This window comes from Chitinophaga sp. sic0106, from assembly GCF_019219075.1.
Lineage (GTDB): Bacteria > Bacteroidota > Bacteroidia > Chitinophagales > Chitinophagaceae > Chitinophaga.
On the sequence record NZ_JAHUWJ010000020.1, the window covers coordinates 54719 to 76343 of the forward strand.

Genomic DNA, 21625 nt, shown 5'->3' on the forward strand with positions numbered 1-21625 from the left:
TTCAAAAGCCTTCACCGGCAGGCTTTTCTAAATTTCAAGCTGACGCCATGAAACAAAAAGTTGTAGCTGTCCTTGCCTTTGGTTTATTGTTGACGGCAAGTTGTACAAATTATGTGAAAGAGCAGGAAAAAACAAATACCGCTTTGGTAACTCCGGAGGCAGATCCGCTGCCTTCCTGGAACAGTGGGGATATTAAAGAAGCAATTATAAAGTATGTGGAGAGTGTGACCGATTCTGCTGATAAATCCTATATCCCGGTACAAGACCGCATCGCTACTTTTGACAATGATGGTACCTTATGGGCAGAACAACCGGTATATTTTCAGTTTTTTTATGCCCTTGATAAAGTCAGGGAGATGGCGGGCCAACATCCGGAATGGAAAACTATTGAACCTTTTAAGTCGGCTCTCATGAATGATATGGGAGGTATCATGCGGCAGGGAGAAAAAGGTGTTTTGGCTATAGTGGCTGCCACTCATGCCGGAATGACCACCAGTCAGTTCGATTCATCAGTTTCACAATGGATTGATACGGCACAGCATCCGGTAAAAAAAATGCATTACACCTCCATGGTTTACCAGCCTATGCTGGAATTAGTAAAATATCTGCAAAACAATCAGTTTAAAGTATTTATCGTATCTGGTGGCGGAATCGACTTCATGAGGGCGTGGGCCGAAAAAGTCTATGGAATTCCCAAAGATCAGATCGTTGGTAGCAGCATTAAATCAAAGTATGAATACAATAATGGCCAGCCAGAGATTATAAAACTCGCTGAGCTGGATTTTATTGATGATAATGTAGGGAAGCCGGTAGGTATTCAAAAGTTCATTGGCCGTAAACCGGTGTTTGCATGCGGTAATTCTGATGGCGACCTGCAAATGTTACAATGGGCGGCATCCAATAAATACAGTAACCTGGAGTTGTATATTCATCATACGGATGCGGACCGGGAGTGGGCATATGACAGGAAATCAGCTATAGGAAAGCTGGATGCCGGCCTGGATGAGGCACAAAAGAAAAATTGGCTGGTGACCGATATGAAGCGCGACTGGAAAACAATATTTCCGGAAAGTAAATAGAACAGACTGAATTTGAAGTCGGCCGGCTTATTGTTTAGATGGACTTGAAATCTATGACCGTAAAATCTTCTCCATCTTCCGGCCTTTTGCCAGTTCATCCACCAATTTGTCCAGGTATCTGGCCTTTTGTGTCAGCGGGTTTTCAATTTCCTCTACACGGTAGCCGCAGATCACGCCTGTAATGAGATGTGCGTTGGCATTAAGTTTTGCGCGCTCAAAGAATGTTTCAAACGTTACTTTTTCCGCTATCAGCGCTTCGAGTTGCTTTTTGTTGAAGCCGGTGAGCCATTGGATGACTTCCAGCAATTCTTCTTCGGTTCTGCCCTTTTTTACCACTTTATCGACGTAGTGAGGGTATACGGAGCCAAAGATCATTTTGGCGATGCGCTGGTCGTGAGCGGGAGTGGTGGTCATGGTGGAAGTTGTTTTTACAGGCTGAATTTATTGTATACGTATTTAAGGAACCAAGCTGGAATGTTATCTGTCTCAAGTGTTATTCTGTTCTCTGTCCATTCTCCTATCAGAAGATAAGTGTCTTCTGAGTTATCAAAGAAAAAGCATCGATGACAATGTGGAAGCATATCAAATAATAAATCCATGGAACGCAGGTAACGTTCCCGGATTTTCTGTTCGCTGACGGGATGTCCACCCTTATTCACCCTTTCTCGAACACGATTTACATTGATATCTGGAGATTCTGTAGAAATAAAATATAAATAATTTCTAAATCCGGCATTCCTGGCAGTTATGAGGATATCTAATTTTGATGGATGGGACATAACAGTCTCAAAGGAAAAGGATTCCTGCTTGTCAATTAATACGCGCCTTAAATATTCAGAAATCAACGCTGCCTCATAACTATTAGAGTCAGCACCTATAGTGATGACATTATTGGTTAATTTTAAATCAATTGTATATCCTTCCTCACGAGCTTTTGCGACGAGGGTAGAATTTTCAATATAGTCGTTAAATGCGGTAGGGGTTGAATTTAGCTTATAATCCCCTAGATTAACAAACCCTTTTTCTTTTGCAGATTTTTCGATTTCATCTGCATTTATGTAAGTGCCGGTTGAATATAATTTCTGAATTTCTTTTATGATAGTACTTTTCCCAGACCCATTGGGTCCGGCAAAAACACGCATCCTTTTAATTTTTTCTGCTGACATGTATTACTGCGCCTTTTACAAGATTTTTTTGTCTGAGTTCATCGCTAGTGGGCAACTGAACCTGAGAAATCTGTTTGAGTGTACCATTCGGCAATTGTACCACTACCCAATCTTCCTTAAGAAATGTAATTGGAAGGTTCATTGCTTTGTTTTCATTGATCGCATTCGTTGCAGCTTGCTTACCGATTTCATTAAAAAAACCCGCAGGCATATGCTCTTCAAAATCAAGAAGATCAGCATTTCTTCTCCTTTTGAGTTGTTGAAAATATCTAGCTCTGTTATGCTTTCCAGCCATGTTTCAAGTATTTTAAATACTACTTAAAGGTACAATTTTTTATTGGTTGATTTTTACAGCGTCTATTGTCTAATCGCTTTGCCTCACTTCACCACCTTCACCCCCTTTTCCTTCAATTCCGCCACCTGCTTTTCCGTTATCTCCTTATCAGTTACCAGGGCATTTAAAAGAGACAGGGGGGCAAATTTCTGGTAGCTGTCGCGGCCTATCTTCGATGAATCGCACAGCACAAATAGCTGATCCGCACTGCCCGCCATGGCGGTGCTGATGCTGGCTTCTTTTTCGCTGAAGGCGGTAAGTCCACTTTTGACAGATAGTCCGTCGGTGCCTATGAAGGCTTTATCAGCATGGTAGCTGTTGATATGTTCTATTGCTTTGCTGCCATGCATGGCTTTACGCTGACTGTCAATTTCTCCGCCTGCAAGGTTTACCTGTATGCCTGGGGTGTCCATAAAAGCGGCGGCAACAGGGAGAGAGTTAGTGATAATGCGCAGGGGAGTAATGTCTTTGAGATGGGCGCACATAGTAAACACCGTGCTGCCGCAGTCGAGGAATATGGTATCGCCGGGCTTCACCAGCGCTGCGGCCAGCTTGCCGATGTATTTCTTTTTGTTGACGGCCTGGGTTTCTTTGTCTGCATAGGCCGTAAAAGGGTGCCTGGGAGGGGCCTTCATGGCGCCACCATGGGTACGGATCAATAACTCCTCGTCCGCCAGCTGCTGTAGGTCCCTGCGGATGGTGACCGCGGAAATGCCCAGTGCATCGGCTATTTCCTGCACTTCCATGCTGTCCCGCTTATCTAAAATCTTAAGAATTTGCTTTTTTCTTTCCGGATATCCCATTTTAATCTACCTTTGATAAAAATAATCAAATTTGATCAAAAGTAATCATTTTTATGCAACCTGAAGTGAAAATTATCTCGAAAGAAGTGTTGTCGGACAACTGGTATACGCTCTATAAAGTAACATACGACTATAAAAACCGCTGCGGCACCTGGCAAACGCAAACACGTGAAGCGTACGACCGTGGCAACGGCGCCGTAATACTGCTCTATAATCCCGCCACGGGAAATGTGATCCTGACGAAACAATTCCGTCTCCCCAGTTATATAAACGGCAACAGCACAGGGATGCTGATAGAAGCCTGCGCAGGCCTGCTGGACGAGAACAACCCCGAAGAATGCATCCGCCGCGAAGCGGAAGAAGAAACCGGCTTCCGCATTAAAGACGTAAGGAAAATATTTGATGCGTATATGTCGCCCGGCTCCGTAACCGAGATACTGCACTTCTTCATCGCCGAATACAGCGCGGAAATGAAAACCGGCGCCGGCGGCGGACTGGAACATGAACAGGAAGAAATCGAAGTCCTGGAAGTACCAGTAGATACTGCCATGGCCATGATCACCAGTGGTGAAATTAAAGACGGTAAAACCATCATGCTGCTGCAATACGTGAAACTGCACCAGCTGATGTAAGCTATTGAAATAGCATAGTTTTGGGATTCAACTGTTAAACTGCTTCAGCTAGCCTATTGAGATAGCGCAGTTTTGGGATACAACTGCTTAAAAGCATTGTACACCGCCTGATGAATAACTGTGCTGTGCAGCTCTTCTGGCAGATAGTCGAACACCGCTTTAATATTTTTAGTGGATTTTATATGATCGTATAATTTCACGGCATCTTCATACATGCGTTTATCTTCCGCCTTATTGGGCGCGCCAATATACACACGTGTATGCGATGCCGTTACCGGCGTATTTAGCAGCGACTCATCATCCCACCACAAGCTTGGACTGATGATGATATAAGTAGAGAATAGTTGCGGGTGCCGCAGTAAAATCTCCGTTGCCAGCAGCCCTGCCAGCGATTCTCCGATTACCGTGCGCTGTTCATTGGTATGGAAATTTTTGCGTAAAAAAGGTTGCAGCTCCTTTTCCAGGAAGCCGATATATTTAGCCGATTTCCCATACTGGGGGAAACTGCTTTTCTTAAACCCTGCCTTTTCAATAAAGTCAGTATTAGGTACGGCAAAGGTGAAGTCGCGGCGGCGGTTAGTGTTCTCAATGCCCACTACTATAGACCTCGGAAAGCGGGCTATCCAGGGTTGAGTATTGAACCGCACGATGCCGGCAATGTGAAAAAAGTCCTCTTCTATGCCCCCGTCCAGCACAAAGATCACCGGATACGTCACCGTATCAGCAGCATTGTAGTCCTCCGGCAGGTAAATGTTGATGTTCCGGTTTTCCTGGAGTATATCGGACCAAAGCGTTACCGACTGCCCGATGGTAATAGGTGTACTGTTGGTTTGTGCGGCTGCAATGGCATGCAGGAATATGAAAATTATGAAGAGGTTCAAAAAACGACTCATGAACAGTGTTGTGTTTTATTGGAAATGAATGTACACTATTTACCTAAAATATTGCAGATGTAAAGTTATCACGTATGTACTTTTCCATTATGCAGATTTTGTTCTTATCAGAAATTATCCTATATTTGCGCCGTCAAATTCACTACAATGAAAACGAACATCACATACCGTACAGCGTTGAACGCAGCTACTGTCATCCGGGCAGTAATTGCAAGCACCTGTATCGTCTTAATTTAAGACGGGGAGGCAGCCCTGCACCCAGTATGATTGATGATTACTCCCCATTACACCTTCAGTTATTTTTAAAGGAATGGTCCATGTACAACATGGAGTAATCTGCTGTTTCCCCTATTGATTCAATCTGAATTATAAACCAATTTATTAACTACGCATGATGCACCTGATCATTAAAACTTTGATTATCATAATTACCGAACCACTCCGGTAACAGGATCGCATTTGCTTATTTGCAGCGCCTCCGTTACCAAACGCAGGCGCTTTTTTTATTTAATACATTTTTATGAAACGCTTAACCCGAAACAGGAATATAGGAATCATGGCCCATGTAGATGCAGGTAAAACCACCGTCACCGAACGTATGCTGTATTATACCGGCCTTACTCATAAATTAGGTAGTGTAGATGAAGGGAACACCGTAATGGACAGTGACCCGCAGGAAGAAAAACGTGGTATCACTATTTCCTCCGCAGCGATTACCACCTATTGGAACGATCACCAGATTAATATTATTGATACGCCAGGTCACGTGGACTTTACCGCTGAAGTGGAAAGGTCGCTGCGTGTGCTCGATGGCGGAGTCGTGGTGTTTTGTGCCAAATCAGGCGTACAACCGCAATCTGAAACGGTATGGCGCCAGGCCGATAAATATAACGTGCCACGCATTGTGTTGATCAATAAAATGGACCGGCAAGGGGCCGACTTCCAAAGGGTATTAAACGAAGTACGGGATGTGCTGAAAGCCAACGCCGTACCGGTACAAATCCCCATCGGTGCTGAAGATGATTTCAAAGGGCTGATTGACCTCGTTAACATGCAGGCACTGATTTGGAATAGTGATGATGGTAAACAGTTTACTGTGAGCGAAATCCCTGCTACGCTGTTGTCTGCCGCCCTTCAGGCAAAACAGATGCTGCTGGAAGAACTATCCCTTGTGGATGAGGTGATCTTCGAAAAGTATACAGTTGATCCGGACAGTATAACCGTATCGGACATACGTAGTGCTATTCGTAAAGCAACTTTGACAGGTACCTTGATACCCGTACTGGCTGCTGCCGCCTATCGTAATAAAGGTGTGCAACCTTTGCTGGACGCGGTAGTTGATTACCTGCCTGCACCCGAAGATATAGCTACCATTCATGTGGCTGATCCGGAGCAGGAACTGGAAGTAAGTGTGGAAGGTCCGCTTGCTGCCCTGGCATTCAAGGTTATGGCTGATGATTATGCGGGTAAATTGACGTTGGTAAGAGTATATACCGGTACACTTCGTACAGGCGATACCGTATGGAATAGCCGCACCGGTAAACGCGTAAGAGTAAGCCGCCTGTTGCGCATTATGTCGGATAAGTTTGAACCAGTGGAAAGTATCGAAGCAGGCGACATCGGCGCTATCGTAGGACTGAAAGAGGTACGCACCGGGGATACATTATCCGCGGGCGACCAACCGCTCACGCTGGAAAGGATCCACTTTCCCGAGCCGATGATCGGTTATGCGATCGAACCTAAGCTGGCAAAAGATGCGAACCGCCTGGGTGAAGTACTGGCACGACTCGTGGACGAAGATCCTACCCTACAGGTTACCGTGGATGAGGTGTCGGGTCAAACCATCCTGAAAGGTATGGGAGAGCTGCACCTGGAAGTTGTCCTGGAAAAAATGGCCACGCAATATCAGCTGGATGTTAACAGGGGACAACCACAGATTGCCTATAAGGAACTATTCACCACCACTGTTACACATAAGGAAGTGTACAGGAAACAGAACGGAGGCTCCGGTAGCTTTGCTGCTATCGAGTTTGAAATGGGACCTCGGGAAGATGGTAAGGCCGGCCTGGAATTCATCAACGAAATCAGGGGTGGTGCCATTCCGAAGGAATTCATCCCTTCTGTTCAGAAAGGTTTTGAAACTGCCATGAAAGCAGGTGTGCTGGCAGGCCACCCATTACAGGGTATGCGAATACGTTTGTTTGATGGTAGTATCCATGAAAAGGATTCTCACGCACTCGACTTTGAACATGTCGCCCTCTTAGGATTCAAGAGTGTTGCGTCACTAGCCAGGCCGAAACTGCTAGAGCCAATCATGCAAGTGGAGGTAACGCTGCCGGAAGAGTTCACCGGTGCTATCACAGGCGATCTGAACAGGCGTCGTGGTGTGGTCCGTCAAATTGAAATGAAAGGAAACGCACAGGTTATAAAAGCGGCAGTTCCCCTTGCGGAATTGTTTGGTTATGTGACCGTGTTAAGAACGTTGTCGTCCGGAAGGGCTGCCGCCTCGGTAACTTTTAGTGATTACCAGGTGGCTCCTGCAAGCGTAGTAGCATAGTGCTTAGTAGAAGCAGGTGATTCCGGAAGGGTCACCTGCTTTTTAATTTTGAGGTTTTTTGTGTATTTTTGAATACTGCCCCAAAACTTGGTTTTTAGGCTTAAAACAGAGATTAAAATGACAACAATAACGCTTAATGTTCCTGATAAAGTAGATCTTGATCCGAGGGAGACAGCACGGTTCCTGGCGGCCAAGCTTTTTGAGGTAGGACGGCTTTCTTTAGGACAGGCCGCTCAAATGGCTGGTTTATCCAAGTCTGCATTTGCGGAAGTTTTGGGAGATTATGATGTATCTCTTATCAATTATTCAATTTCCGATATAAGAAGAGATGCTTCAAACATATAATGTTGTAATCGCAGATACTAGTTGTTTTATCCTTTTGGATAAAATCAATGAGTTGGAACTGTTGCACAAGCTTTTTGGTGATATCATGACGACCGATACTATCGCTATTGAGTTCGGTAAACCTTTGCCAGTTTGGGTGCATATAAAAGAAGTTGCTGATTTACATTACCAGAATATTTTAGAGTTAGAGGTTGACAAAGGGGAGGCCAGTGCTATTTCGCTGGCAATTGAAACGGGGTTGGCGTTATTAATCCTTGATGATTTAAAAGCGCGAAAAGTAGCAGATAAATTACTATTAACTTATACAGGAACTTTGGGGCTATTGTTAAAGGCCAAAGAAAAAGGACTTATAACTGCTGTTAGGCCGATTCTTGAAAAAATTCAAAATACAAATTTCAGATTTTCAAAAAATGTGTTTGCTGATATTTTGAAAGTGGCAGGCGAATGAAATCGGAGATGAAAACTTTGATTTAATTTTCAAATTCTTAATATCTCCCTGATAATCATCTCTATAACTCCAAAATCCTCCCTATCTTTGCCGCTTCATTAACCCGAATTTTAATCATTTTATTTTCTATGCAAAAACATTGGAACCTGCTCTGTATTAGCGTATTTGTATTATTTCTGGCCGCCTGCGCACCCGTATCTCCGCAGAAATTTTTTGAACAGGCAGTATTAAACACCAACCTGATAAACGACTTTGATCCGACATCATTTGGTAAAACACTGGAACAAAATACCATCGAATATCCAGATATTCCATCCAGTAAAAAGAAAGGCGACGAAGCGCAGGAAGCGGTAAAAACAAAAATCCTCACTTCAGAACGCGCACTGGAAAACATCAAGAAACTCTCCACCAACGACGACGAAACCAAAGCAATCAAGGAGAATTCGATCGCTCTTTTCGAAATGGTAATACCAGTGTATAAAAATGAGTACATGCAATATGCTAAGCTCTGTGATACAAAAGGGTCCGACGAAGAAAAGGCGGCTATCCTGACTAAGATCGAACAGGACTATGCGCCTAAAGTATATCAGCAGCTGGATGCACTGTACCAGAAAGGAAAAGTATATGCTGAAAAAAATGATATTAATGTGAACTGGGGGAGATAGTAACTGTTACTCCCAAACGAAGGTGTTGCATCGCATCACGGCGCTACACCTTCGAACTGACCTTCTCAACAAACCATTTTGACCCGCTCACCAAACCTCCCATCCTCCACTCATCCGTAATTTTGTATTACAAAAATACTAACAGATGAGAAAAGTACTTATCACCGGCGCAAACAAAGGACTAGGCTATGAACTGGCAAAATACTTACTGCAACAGGGCTATTTCGTTTACCTCGGCGCAAGAAACAAAGCACTCGGACAACAGGCAGTAGCTACCCTGCAACGGGAAGGCCTCACCAACAGCGCATTCCTGGAAATAGACCTGGCCAATCAGGCGTCTATTACCCACGCTGCTGCTACCTTCGGTAGCAAAGAAACTAAACTGGATATCCTGATCAACAACGCAGGTATCCTCGGACGCCGGCAAAATCCGGAGCACCCCCTTAATATTCAGGATGTACGGGAAGTGTTTGAAACCAACCTGTTTGGCACTATTGCCGTTACGGAAGCATTTCTACCTTTCCTGGAAAAGTCTGAGCTGGCAGTAATTGAAAATATTACTTCAGACCTCTCCTCACTTACTTTACATCAGGACCCCAACTGGCTGTTGTATAAAGCGAAATCAATTACCTACGGCCCAAGCAAAACGGCCCTGAACGCCTATACGGTGGCACTGGCTTACGAATACAAAGACCGTAACTTCAAAATCAATTGTGTTACGCCTGGCTGGACCTCCACCGATTTTAACGGACATAGCGGTGGAAAAACAGCAGCTGAAAACTGTGTGAACCTCGCCAAATATGCCATGCTGGATGCCAACGGTCCTACAGGTAAATTCTTTGGGGAAGAAGGGGAGCTGCCCTGGTAGCAGGTCAACAATTGGCTTTTCCTGTTGTTAATGCAGCATGGGCGTTTTTATGAAACCGGGCGCTGCGCTAATAATTTTACTGGTCGCTTTAACGGCTGGTTACCATGCTGCAGCGCAGCGCGACACCGCACATCACAAAAAGCATAAGGTAAATATTACCGGCATCCCCATCATTAATTACAACAGTTCCTACGGGATTATTCTGGGGGCCAACGGGATGGCGTTTTTTGATATGAGTAAGAAAGATACCATATCACCGGCCAGTTCGGCTGGTATCGGTGTCGGATATACGCAAAATAAGTCCTGGTTCGGAGTCGCGTTTGGTCAACTTTATTTCCAGGAGAATAAATGGCGCATCACCGCTGCTGCCGGTACTGGCAATATCAATTTCCAGTATTTTGAAGCTGCCAGCGATGTGGATGAAGGTCAGTTCGTAGATTATGCCTCGGTGAGTCGCTTCGCTTTTTTAAAGGTACTCCGTAAAATTTACGGACCTTTTTATGGTGGCCTAATGGCAAAGCTCCAGCACTCCGAAACGGTGTTTGATGTTGGTTATGATTCCACCGCTGTGGTCAATGCCAATGGCCTGGGTGTGACCTTTCTCTACGACACCCGCAATAACGTATATACACCTACGAAGGGCTGGAAAGCAAATGTGAGCTTCCTCGGAAACCCGGAGTGGCTGGGGAGCGACAGCGTTTTTAACTCCTTGCGGTTTTATATTAACTACTACCATCCTGTTACCAAAAATGCAGTGTTGGCAGCACGCATCAGCGGGTTTGCCGGCCTGGGTGATGTTCCATTTACAGGTCAGCATGCCGTTGGTGGAAAAGATATCCGCGGCTATACTAATGGTAAATACCGTGGTAACCAGGTGTATGCCGCACAGGCTGAATACCGGTGGAATTTCTACAAACGCTGGGGAGCCGTTGGCTTTTTCGGTGTGGCCTTTACGGAAGCCCCCTCCAGCGTCATGCTGCCAGGAGGCGGCGTGGGCGTACGTTTCAAAGCCATCCGCTCAAGGAATATCAACATCGGCGTAGACGGCGCCCTTGGAAAAGACGATAAAGGCATCTACTTCCGCATCAACGAGGCTTTCTGACATACGGCCGTATAATAGGCATAAGTACCCAGCCAGGTATCAATGTAATCGGGCTCCTGCACATTTTTGAAACCCTGCATTTCCATGTACACAGGTATCAATCCTTTCACGTTGTCAGTAGTGGTATTAAAGCCATCCAGCAGCTGCACAGTATAAAAAGCCATGCGCATGGCACGGGAGGAAGGTTGCCCCCAATCGCCTATCACCAGCCTGCCACCAGGCTTTAGCACCCGCTGTATTTCCTGCAGGGCCGCAAATTTGCCCTCCTTACTCAACTGGTGAAATACCAGGGAACTCACCACTTTGTCAAAGCTGTTATCCGGATACGGAAAAGTACCACCGTCATAAAGGTCCAGTGGAACTGCTATGCCTAGCTTTGCCAGTTTTTTTTCTGCCAGGACTTTTACTTTTGGGTCGATGTCGAGCCCGCGTAATTTCGTAGGTGCATTATAGTGATGAATGCGGATCAGGTTCTGACCCGTGCCAAAGCCGAATTCAAGTACGGCCTCCTGGTGCTGCGGGTTCAGCTCGGCCACCAGCCGTTGCCGGATGCGGTTTTCAGGCATGGTAAGCCGGACGGTGAAATCGTAAAGACCCGTCAGGAAATTATATCCCATGGCCGGGGTGAATTGTTTTCTTGCTGGTTCCAGTGTTGCCATAGCGGAGCGTTTAGGCCACAAAAGTCCGTCAATCAGCCTTCCGGAAATTGTACAATCCTGCTAACTTTTCAGTGCGAAAAATGGCTTGATGCCAAACATCTTATAGAATACACGGGTAAAATGAGAGGAGTCAGTAAACCCTACCTCATGGGCACAGGCGGTGAGCGACCAGCCTTCCCTGGATTTTAAGACCGCTATCATCAGCCGCTTCCAAAGGATATACTGATGTACGGATATTCCCAGTTGTTTTTTAAAGAGATGGGAGAGTCGCCCTTCAGATAAGTACGAGGTCCTGGACAACTGGCTTAAGGTAAGGGTATTGGTATGGGCCAGTGCATCGATGGTGGTCAGGCACTGCTGAATGCGCCCGTCGAGATGGCTGTTGTCGGGAGTACCGGCGTAATGCAACAGCAGCGGGATGTTTACGCCCTCACTGTTGTGAAAGGGCTCCAGGTCCGAATTATTGGTAAGGAGGTTAGCTAACGGGAACGCCTGCATGAAATAGCGGCCCGCAGGTGATAGCGGATCAACGAATAACAGGTCGCAGTCGGCCTGCAGGCAATTAAAGCTATGACTTAAATTAGGCGGCAGAATAGCATTGGTGAGCTGGGTGAATTCTCCTGCTGCCGTGCTGATACTGAAAGTGCCGGTTTTACTATATACTACTTCAATCAGGTAATGCGCGTGCTTCCTCGTTTGGTAATTGCTTTTGGAAAACACGGCATAGCCCTGGTCCAGGTTGAATATCTCTACCGGCATGTGCTTACTCCTCCGGATTTTCAACGTCCTGAACAGCTACGAAATCATTGATTTCCGGGTCCCACTCAAATGCCGGGTGATCGGAAGCAAACACATTTTCCAGTCGCGGTTCAAAGTTGAGCACCTCTGCCAGACTAATAATCGCCACATGATCAGGGTTACCCAGGTAGGCATCATCTTCGTCACCATGAAACAGCTGCCAGCCGCTGTCTTCCGCGTTATCCGGCTCTGCGCACAGCGCCCAGTTGATTTCTCCTTTTTCCAGTGCCCGCAGCGTGATGATGGCTTTCCTGCTTTCATCAAATTGTGGCTGCACCAGTATGGTGGCAATCTGGCCGGCGGTAAAGCTCACTTCATCCCCTTTGTTTAAATCCTGGATATAATGAGGCTGATTGGTTAAGTATCCTTTAAAGGCCTCGCCGCTGATCTCGGAAATCTCTACCCACATCCGCTCCGCACGGCAGTTATCCTCAGTTTTGAAATTAAATACGAAAAACAACCGCACCATATTGCCCACCCGGAGACTGGCAATTTCTTCCGGCGTAGGCGCCAGGAAATGGCGGGGGTGGAGAGATGCTTCCTTACGGATATCCTGTAAATAGTAGCTTGCAGACATGTATGTATTTTGCCTGCAAGATATTATTTTCCGAGGGATTATAACTTCTTCCAAACCTCCGGTGCGCACTGTTAACAGATATGTTGCAGCTGCCTCCAAATTGAAAGAGGCTGTATCACGGATGATACAGCCCCTGGTAGTAGAACTTATAAACTGAAATTAACGCGTCTTCATTGTTTCCATATCTTTCAGGCGCTTCATCGCATCCTGTTGACGTAAGAAGCCGTAGTTGATGCCGCTTGGGTTAAGTGTGGAACCTTCCTGGTAAGGATATTTATCGAAATCTTTAAAGAATTCCTTGATCTTTCCCTGGATAGGTACCAAAAGCCACATCTGCTGGCCAAGGAATTTGGTGGCTTCACCGCCTTCTTTCATTCCTCTTTCATAAGGGTCCATACGGAGGTTGGTGATATTGGCCCATGATGGTACTTCTCTGGTAGCAGTAGCAATATTTCCTTCTGAGGCCACAGCAAAGCTGGTCTTCCAGTCGTTCCAGCGAACTGCATTGAGGTTACCGCCCTGATCAAAGTAATAGATCACATCTCTGGGACCTTTTTGTGTTTGACCGGTGAGGTATGGCAGGAAGTCGTAACCATCCAGGTGTACTTTGAAGTTTTTGCCATTGGCGGTATAGCCATTTGCCATTTTGCTTTTGATGTCCGGAACACCGGCAGCATCGCACAAAGTAGGGAACCAGTCGATGAGCGAAATGATTTCGTTACTCACCTGGCCTGGTTTGATTTTGCCTGGCCAGCGGACCATCATCGGAATGCGCATACCACCTTCCCAGGTAGTGCCTTTTTCGCCATGGAACATGGTCATGGCGCCATCAGGCCATAGGGCTATCTCCGCACCATTATCTGTAGTGTAAACCACGATGGTGTTATCCGCAATTTTCAGCTGATCCAGCAGATCCAGGAGTTCGCCTACCATGCCATCGTGTTCCACCATACCATCGGCGTGTATACCTTTGCCTGTTTTGCCCACGGAAGCTGCCTTCAGATGGGTGAATACGTGCATGCGGGTACTGTTAAACCATACAAAGAATGGTTTATCCGCTTTAGCTGTTTTGGTGATATAATCCTTACATGCACCGAGGAATTCTTCATCAATGGTTTCCATACGTTTGCTGGTGAGTGGACCCGTATCTTCAATTTTACCATCGGCAGAACTACGTATTACCCCGCGAGGGCCATATGCTTTTTTGAATGCCGGGTCTTTTGGATAGAAGTAGCCTTCTGGTTCTTCTTCTGCGTTGAGGTGATAGAGGTTGCCAAAGAATTCATCAAACCCATGTTTAGTGGGTAAGTGCTGGTCCTGGTCGCCCAGGTGGTTTTTGCCAAACTGCCCGGTGGCATAGCCGGCGGTTTTCATTACATCGGCAATGGTAGGCATCCAGTTAGCAATGCCGTGTGGATCTCCGGGCATACCAATGGTGAGCAGTCCTGTCCGGAACGGCTCCTCCCCAAGGATAAACGATGCACGGCCGGCGGTACAACTCTGTTGCCCGTACGAATCTGTAAACAGCATGCCTTCGTTGGCAATGCGGTCAATGTTGGGAGTCTGATAACCCATCAGCCCTTTCGTATAGGCGCTGATCTGCGGAATACCAATGTCGTCACCGAAGATTACCAGGATGTTAGGCTTTTTCTGTGCCTGGGCGGAACTTCCGGTCAATGCACCCAATAAGGCTATGGTCGCTATTGCCCGTAACTGCTTTGAAAAAATCAACATAGCTCGATTTTTAGGAGTTAGTGTGCCAGACATTAACAATAATGGAAAGTATTACGGTAACGGTTTTCCAGGGCATAACCTTCGCCGGAGAGGCGACGGTACTCGGATCTGTTCGTACGCGGTAATTACGATCCAAAATGTTTATGCCTGGTCACAGATGATGTATCTGTTGCTTATATGATCTATTTTAACAGCAAATAATCCAAAATGTTTAAGCGAACGAACCAAACCTGGCAGTAAATTATTTACCGGTAAAATGAGCTACCTTCATCATCCATAAAAAATGAACAATATGAGTACCGAAAAAGCCATTCTTGCAGGTGGTTGCTTCTGGGGAGTAGAAGAGTTGATCCGCCAGCAGCCGGGTGTTATCTCTACCGTAGTGGGATATACCGGCGGCGATGTGCCCAATGCCACCTACAGGAACCATGGCACACATGCCGAAGCCATCGCTATCACATTTAATCCTGATATTATTTCTTATCGCACCCTGCTGGAGTTTTTCTTCCAGATTCATGACCCTACCACCCGCAACCGGCAGGGAAATGACATAGGCACGTCCTACCGCAGCGCTATCTTTTACCTGAATGATGAACAGCACCAAACCGCCGTGAAGCTGATAGAAGAACTGAATGCCTCCGGCAAATGGCCCGGCAAAATAGTGACAGAAGTAGTGCCGGCAGGCGATTTCTGGGACGCTGAAGAAGAACACCAGGATTATCTGCAAAAACATCCTTTTGGCTACACCTGCCATTATATCCGCCCAGAGTGGACTTTATAACCTTACCGATGCTGCCTGCCCCGCGCAGGTGGCATCTCCCTGTTCATACCCCCAAAAAAACCATTCACTCCCCAAAAAATACGGTTAGGCCGGAAAATAAATCTCAGATTGACGATTAATCATCACCTTTGTAAAAACTGTCACATATCCCAAGCTAAAACAACCAGGAGCAAATAATGAGAGATACATTTTTAACCAACAGCTGGAAACGTATACTAATAGTCATTTCTGCGTTCCTGCTGATGTATCTGATTTCCTACCTCATCGATCCATTTACCCCATACTGGGAAAATTTCTTTCAGCGTAGCTGGAAGGAGATTATCAGCGACTGGACCTTTACCTTTATCGGCTGCCTTATTATTTCAGAATCCAGTATTTTCATCAGCAACCGGCTCAACAGACAGGTACCCTGGACGGAATCCCCCGGCAGGCGCTTTGCGCTGGAAGCTGGCCTGATCCTCATAGTAGTGCTGGTACTCCATACTATTTTCAGTATACTATGTATTTTACTGGAAGATGATAATATGATCGCGGGCGGTAATATGACCGTAGAGGAAACGAGGGGCCTGATTCAGTGGGTACTGGTGAGCGTGATCATCGCTTTTGTTATTATTGGTATCAACACCGTTAACTACCTGATATATAACTGGAAAAACGCTTCACTCAAAGCCACAGAACTCAACCAGATAGCGATGGAAGCGGAATTGCAGTCACTGAAACTACAGATAGATCCGCACTTTGTATTTAATAACCTCAGCGTGCTCTCCGAGTTGATCCTCGAGGACCAGCAGATAGGCTACGAATACGCCGAAAACTTTTCACGCATATACCGGTACCTGCTACTCAATTCAAAGAAAAACCTCATCCTCCTGGAAGAAGAGCTGAAGTTCCTGGATGCCTATCGCTTCCTGATCAGTCACCGCTTTGGCGAGGCGGTGAGCTTCGATATTAATGTGCCGGAGTCCAGCCGGCAGCTTTCCCTGCCGCCACTCACCCTGCAACTGCTGGTAGAAAATGCGCTGAAGCATAATAAAGCCAATAAAAAGTCGCCCCTGGAAGTGCGCATCTACACTACCCATGACCAGGGGCTGGTACTTACAGCGGAGGCTACAGAGGTTGCGTTCAGAGAACGTGATGATTTGAAATGGCAGCAGTGGCAGGTGGCAGTAGTGCCGGGTGTGGTATGGGGACCGGTTGCGGATGGGATTGGTGGGTAAACGTGCTGTAGAGACGCAATGCTTGCGTCTCCTTGAGAAGGAGACGCAAGCATTGCGTCTCTACGGGAATTAAAATATGCGCAAAAAGTAAAAAGGCGGCGATGTAAAATCGCCGCCTTTTGCCTTTCTAACCATTTATCACGTGTTATTTCCGGAGGTCGAACCTATCGAGGTTCATCACTTTATCCCATACTTTAACAAAGTCGGTGACAAATTTCTCTTGCGCATCGGAGCTGCCGTATACTTCTGCAACGGCTCTCAGTTCTGCGTTGGAGCCAAATACGAGGTCAGCGCGTGTAGCCGTCCACGTTGGTTGCGTTGTTTTGCGGTTATAGCCCTGATACAATTCTTTATCATCTGAAGCCTGTTTCCATGCGGTGTTCATGTCCAGCAGGTTTACGAAGAAGTCGTTGGTGAGCTGACCCGGGCGTTCGGTGAACACGCCGTTATTGGAGGCGTCGTAGTTGATGTTGATGACACGGAGGCCACCCAGCAGCACGGTGAGTTCGGGCGTGGTGAGGGTGAGCAGCTGTGCTTTATCTACCAGCATGGCTTCGGTGGACTCCACCAGTCTGCCTTTGCGGTAGTTGCGGAAGCCGTCGGCCAGTGGTTCCAGGAAGGCGAAGGAGTGTACTTCTGTTTCTTCCTGTGAGGCATCCATACGACCAGGTGTGAATGGCACGGTGATATTGTGGCCGCCATCTTTAGCGGCTTTTTCCACACCGGCGGCGCCTGCGAGCACGATCAGGTCGGCGATGGAAATTTTCTTTCCATTGGCGGCGGCGTTATTGAAATCCTGTTGGATGCTTTCCAGTTTTTGCAGCACGTTCCACAGTTGAGCGGGGTTGTTTACCTGCCAGTCTTTCTGAGGTGCGAGGCGTATACGTGCGCCGTTGGCGCCACCACGTTTATCCGAGCCACGGAAGGTGGAGGCGGAGGCCCAGGCGGTAGCTACCAGCTGGGAAACGGTGAGGCCGGAGGCGAGGATTTTTTCTTTCAGGGCAGCGATGTCGTTTGCATCTACCAGCGGGTGGTTTACTTCAGGAATAGGGTCCTGCCAGATGAGTATTTCTGCTGGTACTTCCGGGCCTAGGTAGCGACTGCGTGGTCCGAGGTCGCGGTGTGTGAGTTTAAACCAGGCGCGGGAAAATGCGTCCGCATATGCGTCAGGGTTAGCCAGGAAATGGCGACAGATGCGTGCAAACTCCGGATCGAATTTCAGTGCGAGGTCCGTGGTGAGCATGGTGGGCAGGTGCTTTTTGCTGGCGTCATATGCGTCCGGGATGATGGCTTCTGCATTTTTAGCGACCCACTGGTGTGCGCCGGCAGGGCTTTTGGTGAGCTCATAATCGTAGTTGAAGAGGTTTTCCAGGAAGTTGATCCCCCATTTGGTAGGCGTGGTGGTCCAGGTGACTTCCAGGCCGCTGGTGATGGTATCAGCTCCTTTACCGGACTTGTAGCTGTTTACCCAGCCGAGGCCCTGTGTTTCCAGGCCGGCAGCTTCAGGCTCCTTGCCTACGTTGTCAGCCGGGGCGGCGCCGTGTGTTTTACCGAAGGTATGCCCACCGGCAATGAGGGCTACGGTTTCCTCGTCGTTCATGGCCATGCGACCAAAAGTATCGCGGATGTCCTGTACGGATTTTAGCGGGTCCGGGTTACCATCCGGACCTTCCGGGTTAACGTAGATGAGTCCCATTTGCACGGCTGCCAGCGGCTTTTCCAGGTTGCGACCGTGGGTTTGTCCATTTGGATCATCATCGGAGGATACTACCCCATGATTTTCTACTACGCCCGGAGAGCCGTGTGCATAGCGGATATCGCCGCCGAGCCAGGTCTTCTCAGAACCCCAGTATACATCTTCATCTGGTTCCCAAACGTCTGCGCGACCTCCGGCAAATCCAAAGGTTTTGAGGCCCATAGATTCCAGTGCCACGTTGCCTGTGAGGATTAACAGGTCGGCCCATGAAATCTTGTTGCCATATTTCTGTTTGATAGGCCATAATAATCTGCGGGCCTTATCGAGGCTCACGTTATCAGGCCAGCTGTTGAGTGGTGCAAATCTTTGCTGACCGGAACCTGCGCCTCCGCGGCCGTCGCCCACACGATAAGTGCCGGCACTGTGCCAGGCCATGCGTATAAACAGAGGTCCGTAGTGACCAAAGTCGGCAGGCCACCAGTCCTGTGAGTCGGTCATGAGTGCATGGAGGTCTTTTTTTACAGCTTCCAGGTCAAGGGTTTTAAACGCTTCTGCATAGTTGAATGCCGCGTCCATAGGGTTGGAAAGGCTCGAGTGCTGACGTAGTGTATTCAGTCGCAATTGATTTGGCCACCAATCACGATTCCTTGTTCCGCCGCCTGCAACATTTTGTCTTTGTGTGCCGTTGTGAAACGGGCATTTGCTGATGTCTTGAGATTCCATGTTAATAGGTAATGCTAAGAAGTGAATAATATTATTATTGAACCCTTTGTGTTTTTCTGATGCGTCAAATGTAGGACTTTAATGATATAGTCAAAATCAATTGATTTGATGATCGTATAGTTAAAACCTATCTGATGTGTTTTAGGAAGGCCTGTAATGTTAGAAAACACTTTGGGTTGGTGTTGGGTTCGATCATGTTGGAATTTGTACCTCGCCTGGGGCGGGGTACAAATTCCAAGGGGGAAGGAAGGGCTGCAGGCCCTTCCTTCCCCCTTGGAAAAAAACGTATATACGTGTCAGTGATTAAATTTCTCCCACCAGCCAGGAGCCCTCAGCCAGCTCAGCTTCCAGGTCTCCCGCATCCCATCCGCAGTAGCCCAGGAAAATCGTAATTTCTGTATCATCGATTTTCAGGGTGTTGATGTATTCCATGGCGATTTTAAAATCTCCCCCTAAATAATGATTACCGGAGATATGGGTGCCGCCGGGAATGAGGTCCGGCCGCTGATGCACAAAAAACAGGTGCTCACGGTCCATGGGGCCACCATCGTGTATTGGGAACGGAATGCTGTATTTGAACTCTTCCAGCTCATTGATGTGATGGGGAAACAGCTTGTTGGTCACAAATCCCATAGCCCCGTTTTCATTATATTCAGCCAGAAAAATCATGGCGCCTTCAAAAAAGCTGCCATCCAGTAATGCCGTGCTGTGTAAGTAATCGCCTGCTTTCATGCGGATAGAATTAAAATTATAGTAACATTTCAAAACCATATTTGGCGCTGCTCCAATAGTCGTCCAGTGCAATAATTCTGGATTTAAAGAACGTAATCAGCGCGGGCCAGTCCTCCTGACGCAATACCGACACCCCTTCCAGCTCTTTGCGGATATAGCTGACGGGTTTTCCGTACTCATCGTTAACCAGGAACTGCCAGTCCCAGTCGCGCTCTTCCAGGGATGCTTCCAGCATATTTTTCTGCAATTCGAACTGTTCATAGAACAAGTGGTGCAACTGCATATCCGCTTGTGAAATGAGAATGGTTACGCTCGCAGTTTTGTTGTCTGCCGTTAATTTAAAACTCACGCCGGGAATGCCGGTTTTGTAATTTGACCAGCTGATGGTTTCGCCATCTGCAGATAATATAGGTTTCATGTATTTGCCGAATGCCGTCCAGAACGCCTGCTTGATCGTCGATACTTCTTGTTTGGAATACATAGGCCAAAAATAACTATAAATTCAGTATCTGGTTTTTTTAGCTGTGCGTCGCCTTCGGCGGCGGACAGACATAAAATGGGCGCGGACCGAAGGTCCGCGCCCATTTTATATGTATGAAATAGCATTTTTAATATGCCGGAGCTGGCCGGGATGCTGATTTCTTCGGTTTCCTGATTTCACTGGTGAGATCGAGAATATTATGAAGCAACTCCTGGGCTGCGTTGATCTCTTCTTTTTTGATGGACACACTTTCGATGTTAAACCCAACCGGCATGTTCTTCGCCTGTGCGTAGTTCAGGATTTCCGCGGCAATGTTGGTAGTAGTATCCAGGGAAGCCTTGAGTATATCCTTGGAATTTTTCAGGTCGTTGTACAGCCATTTCGGTACTTCAATGCCCAGCCATTCCATGAACTGCAGGGTTTTGAGCGAGCCGCAGGGCGCCAGCGTGAAAATCAACGGGGCTATTGGTTTGCCACTGTCTACACTGTTGTAGTAGTAATCCGACAACAGGTTTTTGGTATCGTGCAGGTTGTATACACACTGTGATACAAAGAAATTACAGCCCTGATCCATCTTGTTAAAGATGCGCAGGTGTTCATCTCCTTTTTTGTTATGCCTTTCAGGAATGGTGACACCGCCGAGTATGAAATCACGTCCGCTGGCCCTTTTCAGGTCGTAGGCATCACTCAGGCTAAACTGCGTGGCGGCTACCTGCTGATGGGAAGAAGCACCTACGAAAACGGAATATTCAATGTCCTCGTTATGCCGCAGCCAGTTGGTAAACGTTTCTTTCGTTTGATTGGCAATGCTCTTGTATATAATTTTAGGAACGGACAAATCCGCTAAAAACTGCTTGCTGTATTGCTCCGGCGCAATAGTAGGAATAAAGGAAAATGTTCTTTCCTTTTCTGTGCGGAGCGACTCATCCTGGATATCATACAGGATCAATCCATCGATGTCCAGGTTCTTCAGGCGTTCTACCTGATTGTATGCAATGGCGGTAACACGTTCTTCTTCTGTCGTGATTTTGGGAGGGGTAAGGCTGTATAATACTATGCCCGACTGTCCTTCCACAAATTTGGTCCTTAATAGCTCCTGCATCCCGAATTGTCTTAATGAGTTAGTTTATGTTCTATTTTGAGGTAAAACTATAGAATAATTTTCTATAAATCAAGAAAAGGCGAAAATTTCATCTAATCATCTGCCTGCCATCGGCAGGGGATTGACTGGTTCCGGGACAGGACGGAAGGCCTGTCCCGGACTAATATTAAAAGATTTATATATATTTGAATCAACATCAAATGAAAAACCACATAGGGATATTTCTTCAAATG

23 protein-coding genes are annotated in these 21625 nt (G+C 46.8%); 10 read left to right on the forward strand and 13 right to left on the reverse strand.

Going from position 1 to position 21625, the window contains the following annotated elements; translation table 11 throughout:
• The first annotated feature begins 47 nt into the window (after positions 1-47).
• A complete protein-coding gene (locus tag KW844_RS23615; RefSeq protein ID WP_218379259.1) occupies positions 48-1079 on the forward strand; it encodes an HAD family phosphatase in 1032 nt (343 codons plus the stop codon).
• Positions 1080-1130: 51 nt separating this feature from the next.
• On the opposite strand, the gene KW844_RS23620 is transcribed toward KW844_RS23615, so the two are convergent.
• From KW844_RS23620 to KW844_RS23635, 4 genes are all read right to left on the reverse strand, one after another.
• Positions 1131-1493 (reverse strand): DUF2200 domain-containing protein, encoded by a 363-nt coding sequence (locus KW844_RS23620; protein ID WP_218379260.1) that lies wholly within the window; start codon positions 1491-1493, stop codon positions 1131-1133.
• 14 nt (positions 1494-1507) lie between these two features.
• The gene (locus tag KW844_RS23625; RefSeq protein ID WP_218379261.1) at positions 1508-2245 is read right to left on the reverse strand and encodes a hypothetical protein; all 738 of its coding nucleotides are present in this window, start codon (positions 2243-2245) and stop codon (positions 1508-1510) included.
• The gene (locus tag KW844_RS23630; protein ID WP_218379262.1) at positions 2226-2540 is read right to left on the reverse strand and encodes a hypothetical protein; all 315 of its coding nucleotides are present in this window, start codon (positions 2538-2540) and stop codon (positions 2226-2228) included. Before KW844_RS23630 ends, KW844_RS23625 begins: the two co-directional genes overlap by 20 nt.
• 83 nt (positions 2541-2623) lie before the next feature.
• Positions 2624-3382 carry a DeoR/GlpR family DNA-binding transcription regulator gene (locus tag KW844_RS23635; RefSeq protein WP_218379263.1) on the reverse strand — a complete coding sequence of 253 codons (759 nt, stop codon included), beginning with the start codon at positions 3380-3382 and terminating at the stop codon, positions 2624-2626.
• Positions 3383-3435: 53 nt separating this feature from the next.
• On the opposite strand from KW844_RS23635, the gene nudK reads away from it, so the two are divergent.
• Positions 3436-4014 carry a GDP-mannose pyrophosphatase NudK gene (gene nudK, locus KW844_RS23640; RefSeq protein WP_218379264.1) on the forward strand — a complete coding sequence of 193 codons (579 nt, stop codon included), beginning with the start codon at positions 3436-3438 and terminating at the stop codon, positions 4012-4014.
• A gap of 53 nt (positions 4015-4067) precedes the next feature.
• On the opposite strand, the gene KW844_RS23645 is transcribed toward nudK, so the two are convergent.
• Entirely contained in the window at positions 4068-4907 is an 840-nt protein-coding gene (locus KW844_RS23645; RefSeq protein ID WP_218379265.1) for an alpha/beta hydrolase, read from the reverse strand.
• Between the two features lie 520 nt (positions 4908-5427).
• On the opposite strand from KW844_RS23645, the gene fusA reads away from it, so the two are divergent.
• The 6 genes from fusA (at position 5428) to KW844_RS23675 (ending at position 10892) form a co-directional block, all read left to right on the forward strand.
• The gene (fusA, locus tag KW844_RS23650; protein WP_218379266.1) at positions 5428-7464 is read left to right on the forward strand and encodes an elongation factor G; all 2037 of its coding nucleotides are present in this window, start codon (positions 5428-5430) and stop codon (positions 7462-7464) included.
• A gap of 117 nt (positions 7465-7581) precedes the next feature.
• Complete coding sequence (locus KW844_RS23655; protein ID WP_218379267.1) at positions 7582-7809, forward strand: UPF0175 family protein; 228 nt, start codon at positions 7582-7584, stop codon at positions 7807-7809.
• Complete coding sequence (locus tag KW844_RS23660; protein WP_218379268.1) at positions 7793-8257, forward strand: DUF3368 domain-containing protein; 465 nt, start codon at positions 7793-7795, stop codon at positions 8255-8257. The genes KW844_RS23655 and KW844_RS23660 overlap by 17 nt, the downstream gene beginning before the upstream one ends.
• A 128-nt stretch (positions 8258-8385) precedes the next feature.
• Positions 8386-8922, forward strand: a complete 537-nt coding sequence (locus tag KW844_RS23665) for a hypothetical protein (protein WP_218379269.1) — start codon at positions 8386-8388, stop codon at positions 8920-8922.
• A gap of 145 nt (positions 8923-9067) precedes the next feature.
• A complete protein-coding gene (locus KW844_RS23670) occupies positions 9068-9790 on the forward strand; it encodes an SDR family NAD(P)-dependent oxidoreductase (protein WP_218379270.1) in 723 nt (240 codons plus the stop codon).
• Between the two features lie 49 nt (positions 9791-9839).
• Positions 9840-10892: a BamA/TamA family outer membrane protein gene (locus KW844_RS23675; protein ID WP_218379271.1), complete on the forward strand. Its 1053-nt coding sequence runs from the start codon at positions 9840-9842 to the stop codon at positions 10890-10892.
• Here KW844_RS23675 and KW844_RS23680 read toward each other — a convergent pair.
• The 4 genes from KW844_RS23680 to KW844_RS23695 all read right to left on the reverse strand — a co-directional run bounded on the left by KW844_RS23680 (position 10865) and on the right by KW844_RS23695 (position 14660).
• A complete protein-coding gene (locus KW844_RS23680) occupies positions 10865-11551 on the reverse strand; it encodes a class I SAM-dependent methyltransferase (RefSeq protein WP_218379272.1) in 687 nt (228 codons plus the stop codon). The two genes, KW844_RS23675 and KW844_RS23680, sit on opposite strands and share 28 nt — an antisense overlap.
• Positions 11552-11611: 60 nt before the next feature.
• Complete coding sequence (locus KW844_RS23685) at positions 11612-12310, reverse strand: AraC family transcriptional regulator (RefSeq protein WP_218379273.1); 699 nt, start codon at positions 12308-12310, stop codon at positions 11612-11614.
• Between the two features lie 4 nt (positions 12311-12314).
• Complete coding sequence (locus KW844_RS23690; RefSeq protein WP_218379274.1) at positions 12315-12926, reverse strand: DUF2185 domain-containing protein; 612 nt, start codon at positions 12924-12926, stop codon at positions 12315-12317.
• 159 nt (positions 12927-13085) lie between these two features.
• Positions 13086-14660 (reverse strand): arylsulfatase, encoded by a 1575-nt coding sequence (locus KW844_RS23695; protein ID WP_218379275.1) that lies wholly within the window; start codon positions 14658-14660, stop codon positions 13086-13088.
• 292 nt (positions 14661-14952) lie between these two features.
• On the opposite strand from KW844_RS23695, the gene msrA reads away from it, so the two are divergent.
• Together msrA and KW844_RS23705 are read left to right on the forward strand one after the other, a co-directional pair.
• Positions 14953-15441, forward strand: a complete 489-nt coding sequence (gene msrA, locus KW844_RS23700) for a peptide-methionine (S)-S-oxide reductase MsrA (protein WP_218379276.1) — start codon at positions 14953-14955, stop codon at positions 15439-15441.
• A gap of 176 nt (positions 15442-15617) precedes the next feature.
• A complete protein-coding gene (locus KW844_RS23705; RefSeq protein ID WP_218379277.1) occupies positions 15618-16658 on the forward strand; it encodes a sensor histidine kinase in 1041 nt (346 codons plus the stop codon).
• 145 nt (positions 16659-16803) lie between these two features.
• Here KW844_RS23705 and katG read toward each other — a convergent pair whose 3' ends face one another.
• From katG to KW844_RS23725, 4 genes are all read right to left on the reverse strand, one after another.
• On the reverse strand, positions 16804-19077 hold the full coding sequence (katG, locus tag KW844_RS23710) for a catalase/peroxidase HPI (protein ID WP_218379278.1): 2274 nt from the start codon (positions 19075-19077) through the stop codon (positions 16804-16806).
• A gap of 303 nt (positions 19078-19380) precedes the next feature.
• Positions 19381-19809, reverse strand: coding sequence for a YqgE/AlgH family protein (locus KW844_RS23715; protein WP_218379279.1), 429 nt, complete (start codon positions 19807-19809; stop codon positions 19381-19383).
• Between the two features lie 16 nt (positions 19810-19825).
• Positions 19826-20290, reverse strand: coding sequence for a DUF4268 domain-containing protein (locus tag KW844_RS23720; RefSeq protein WP_218379280.1), 465 nt, complete (start codon positions 20288-20290; stop codon positions 19826-19828).
• A 127-nt stretch (positions 20291-20417) separates the two neighbouring features.
• A complete protein-coding gene (locus KW844_RS23725; RefSeq protein WP_218379281.1) occupies positions 20418-21392 on the reverse strand; it encodes a methylenetetrahydrofolate reductase in 975 nt (324 codons plus the stop codon).
• Positions 21393-21625 lie beyond the last annotated feature (233 nt).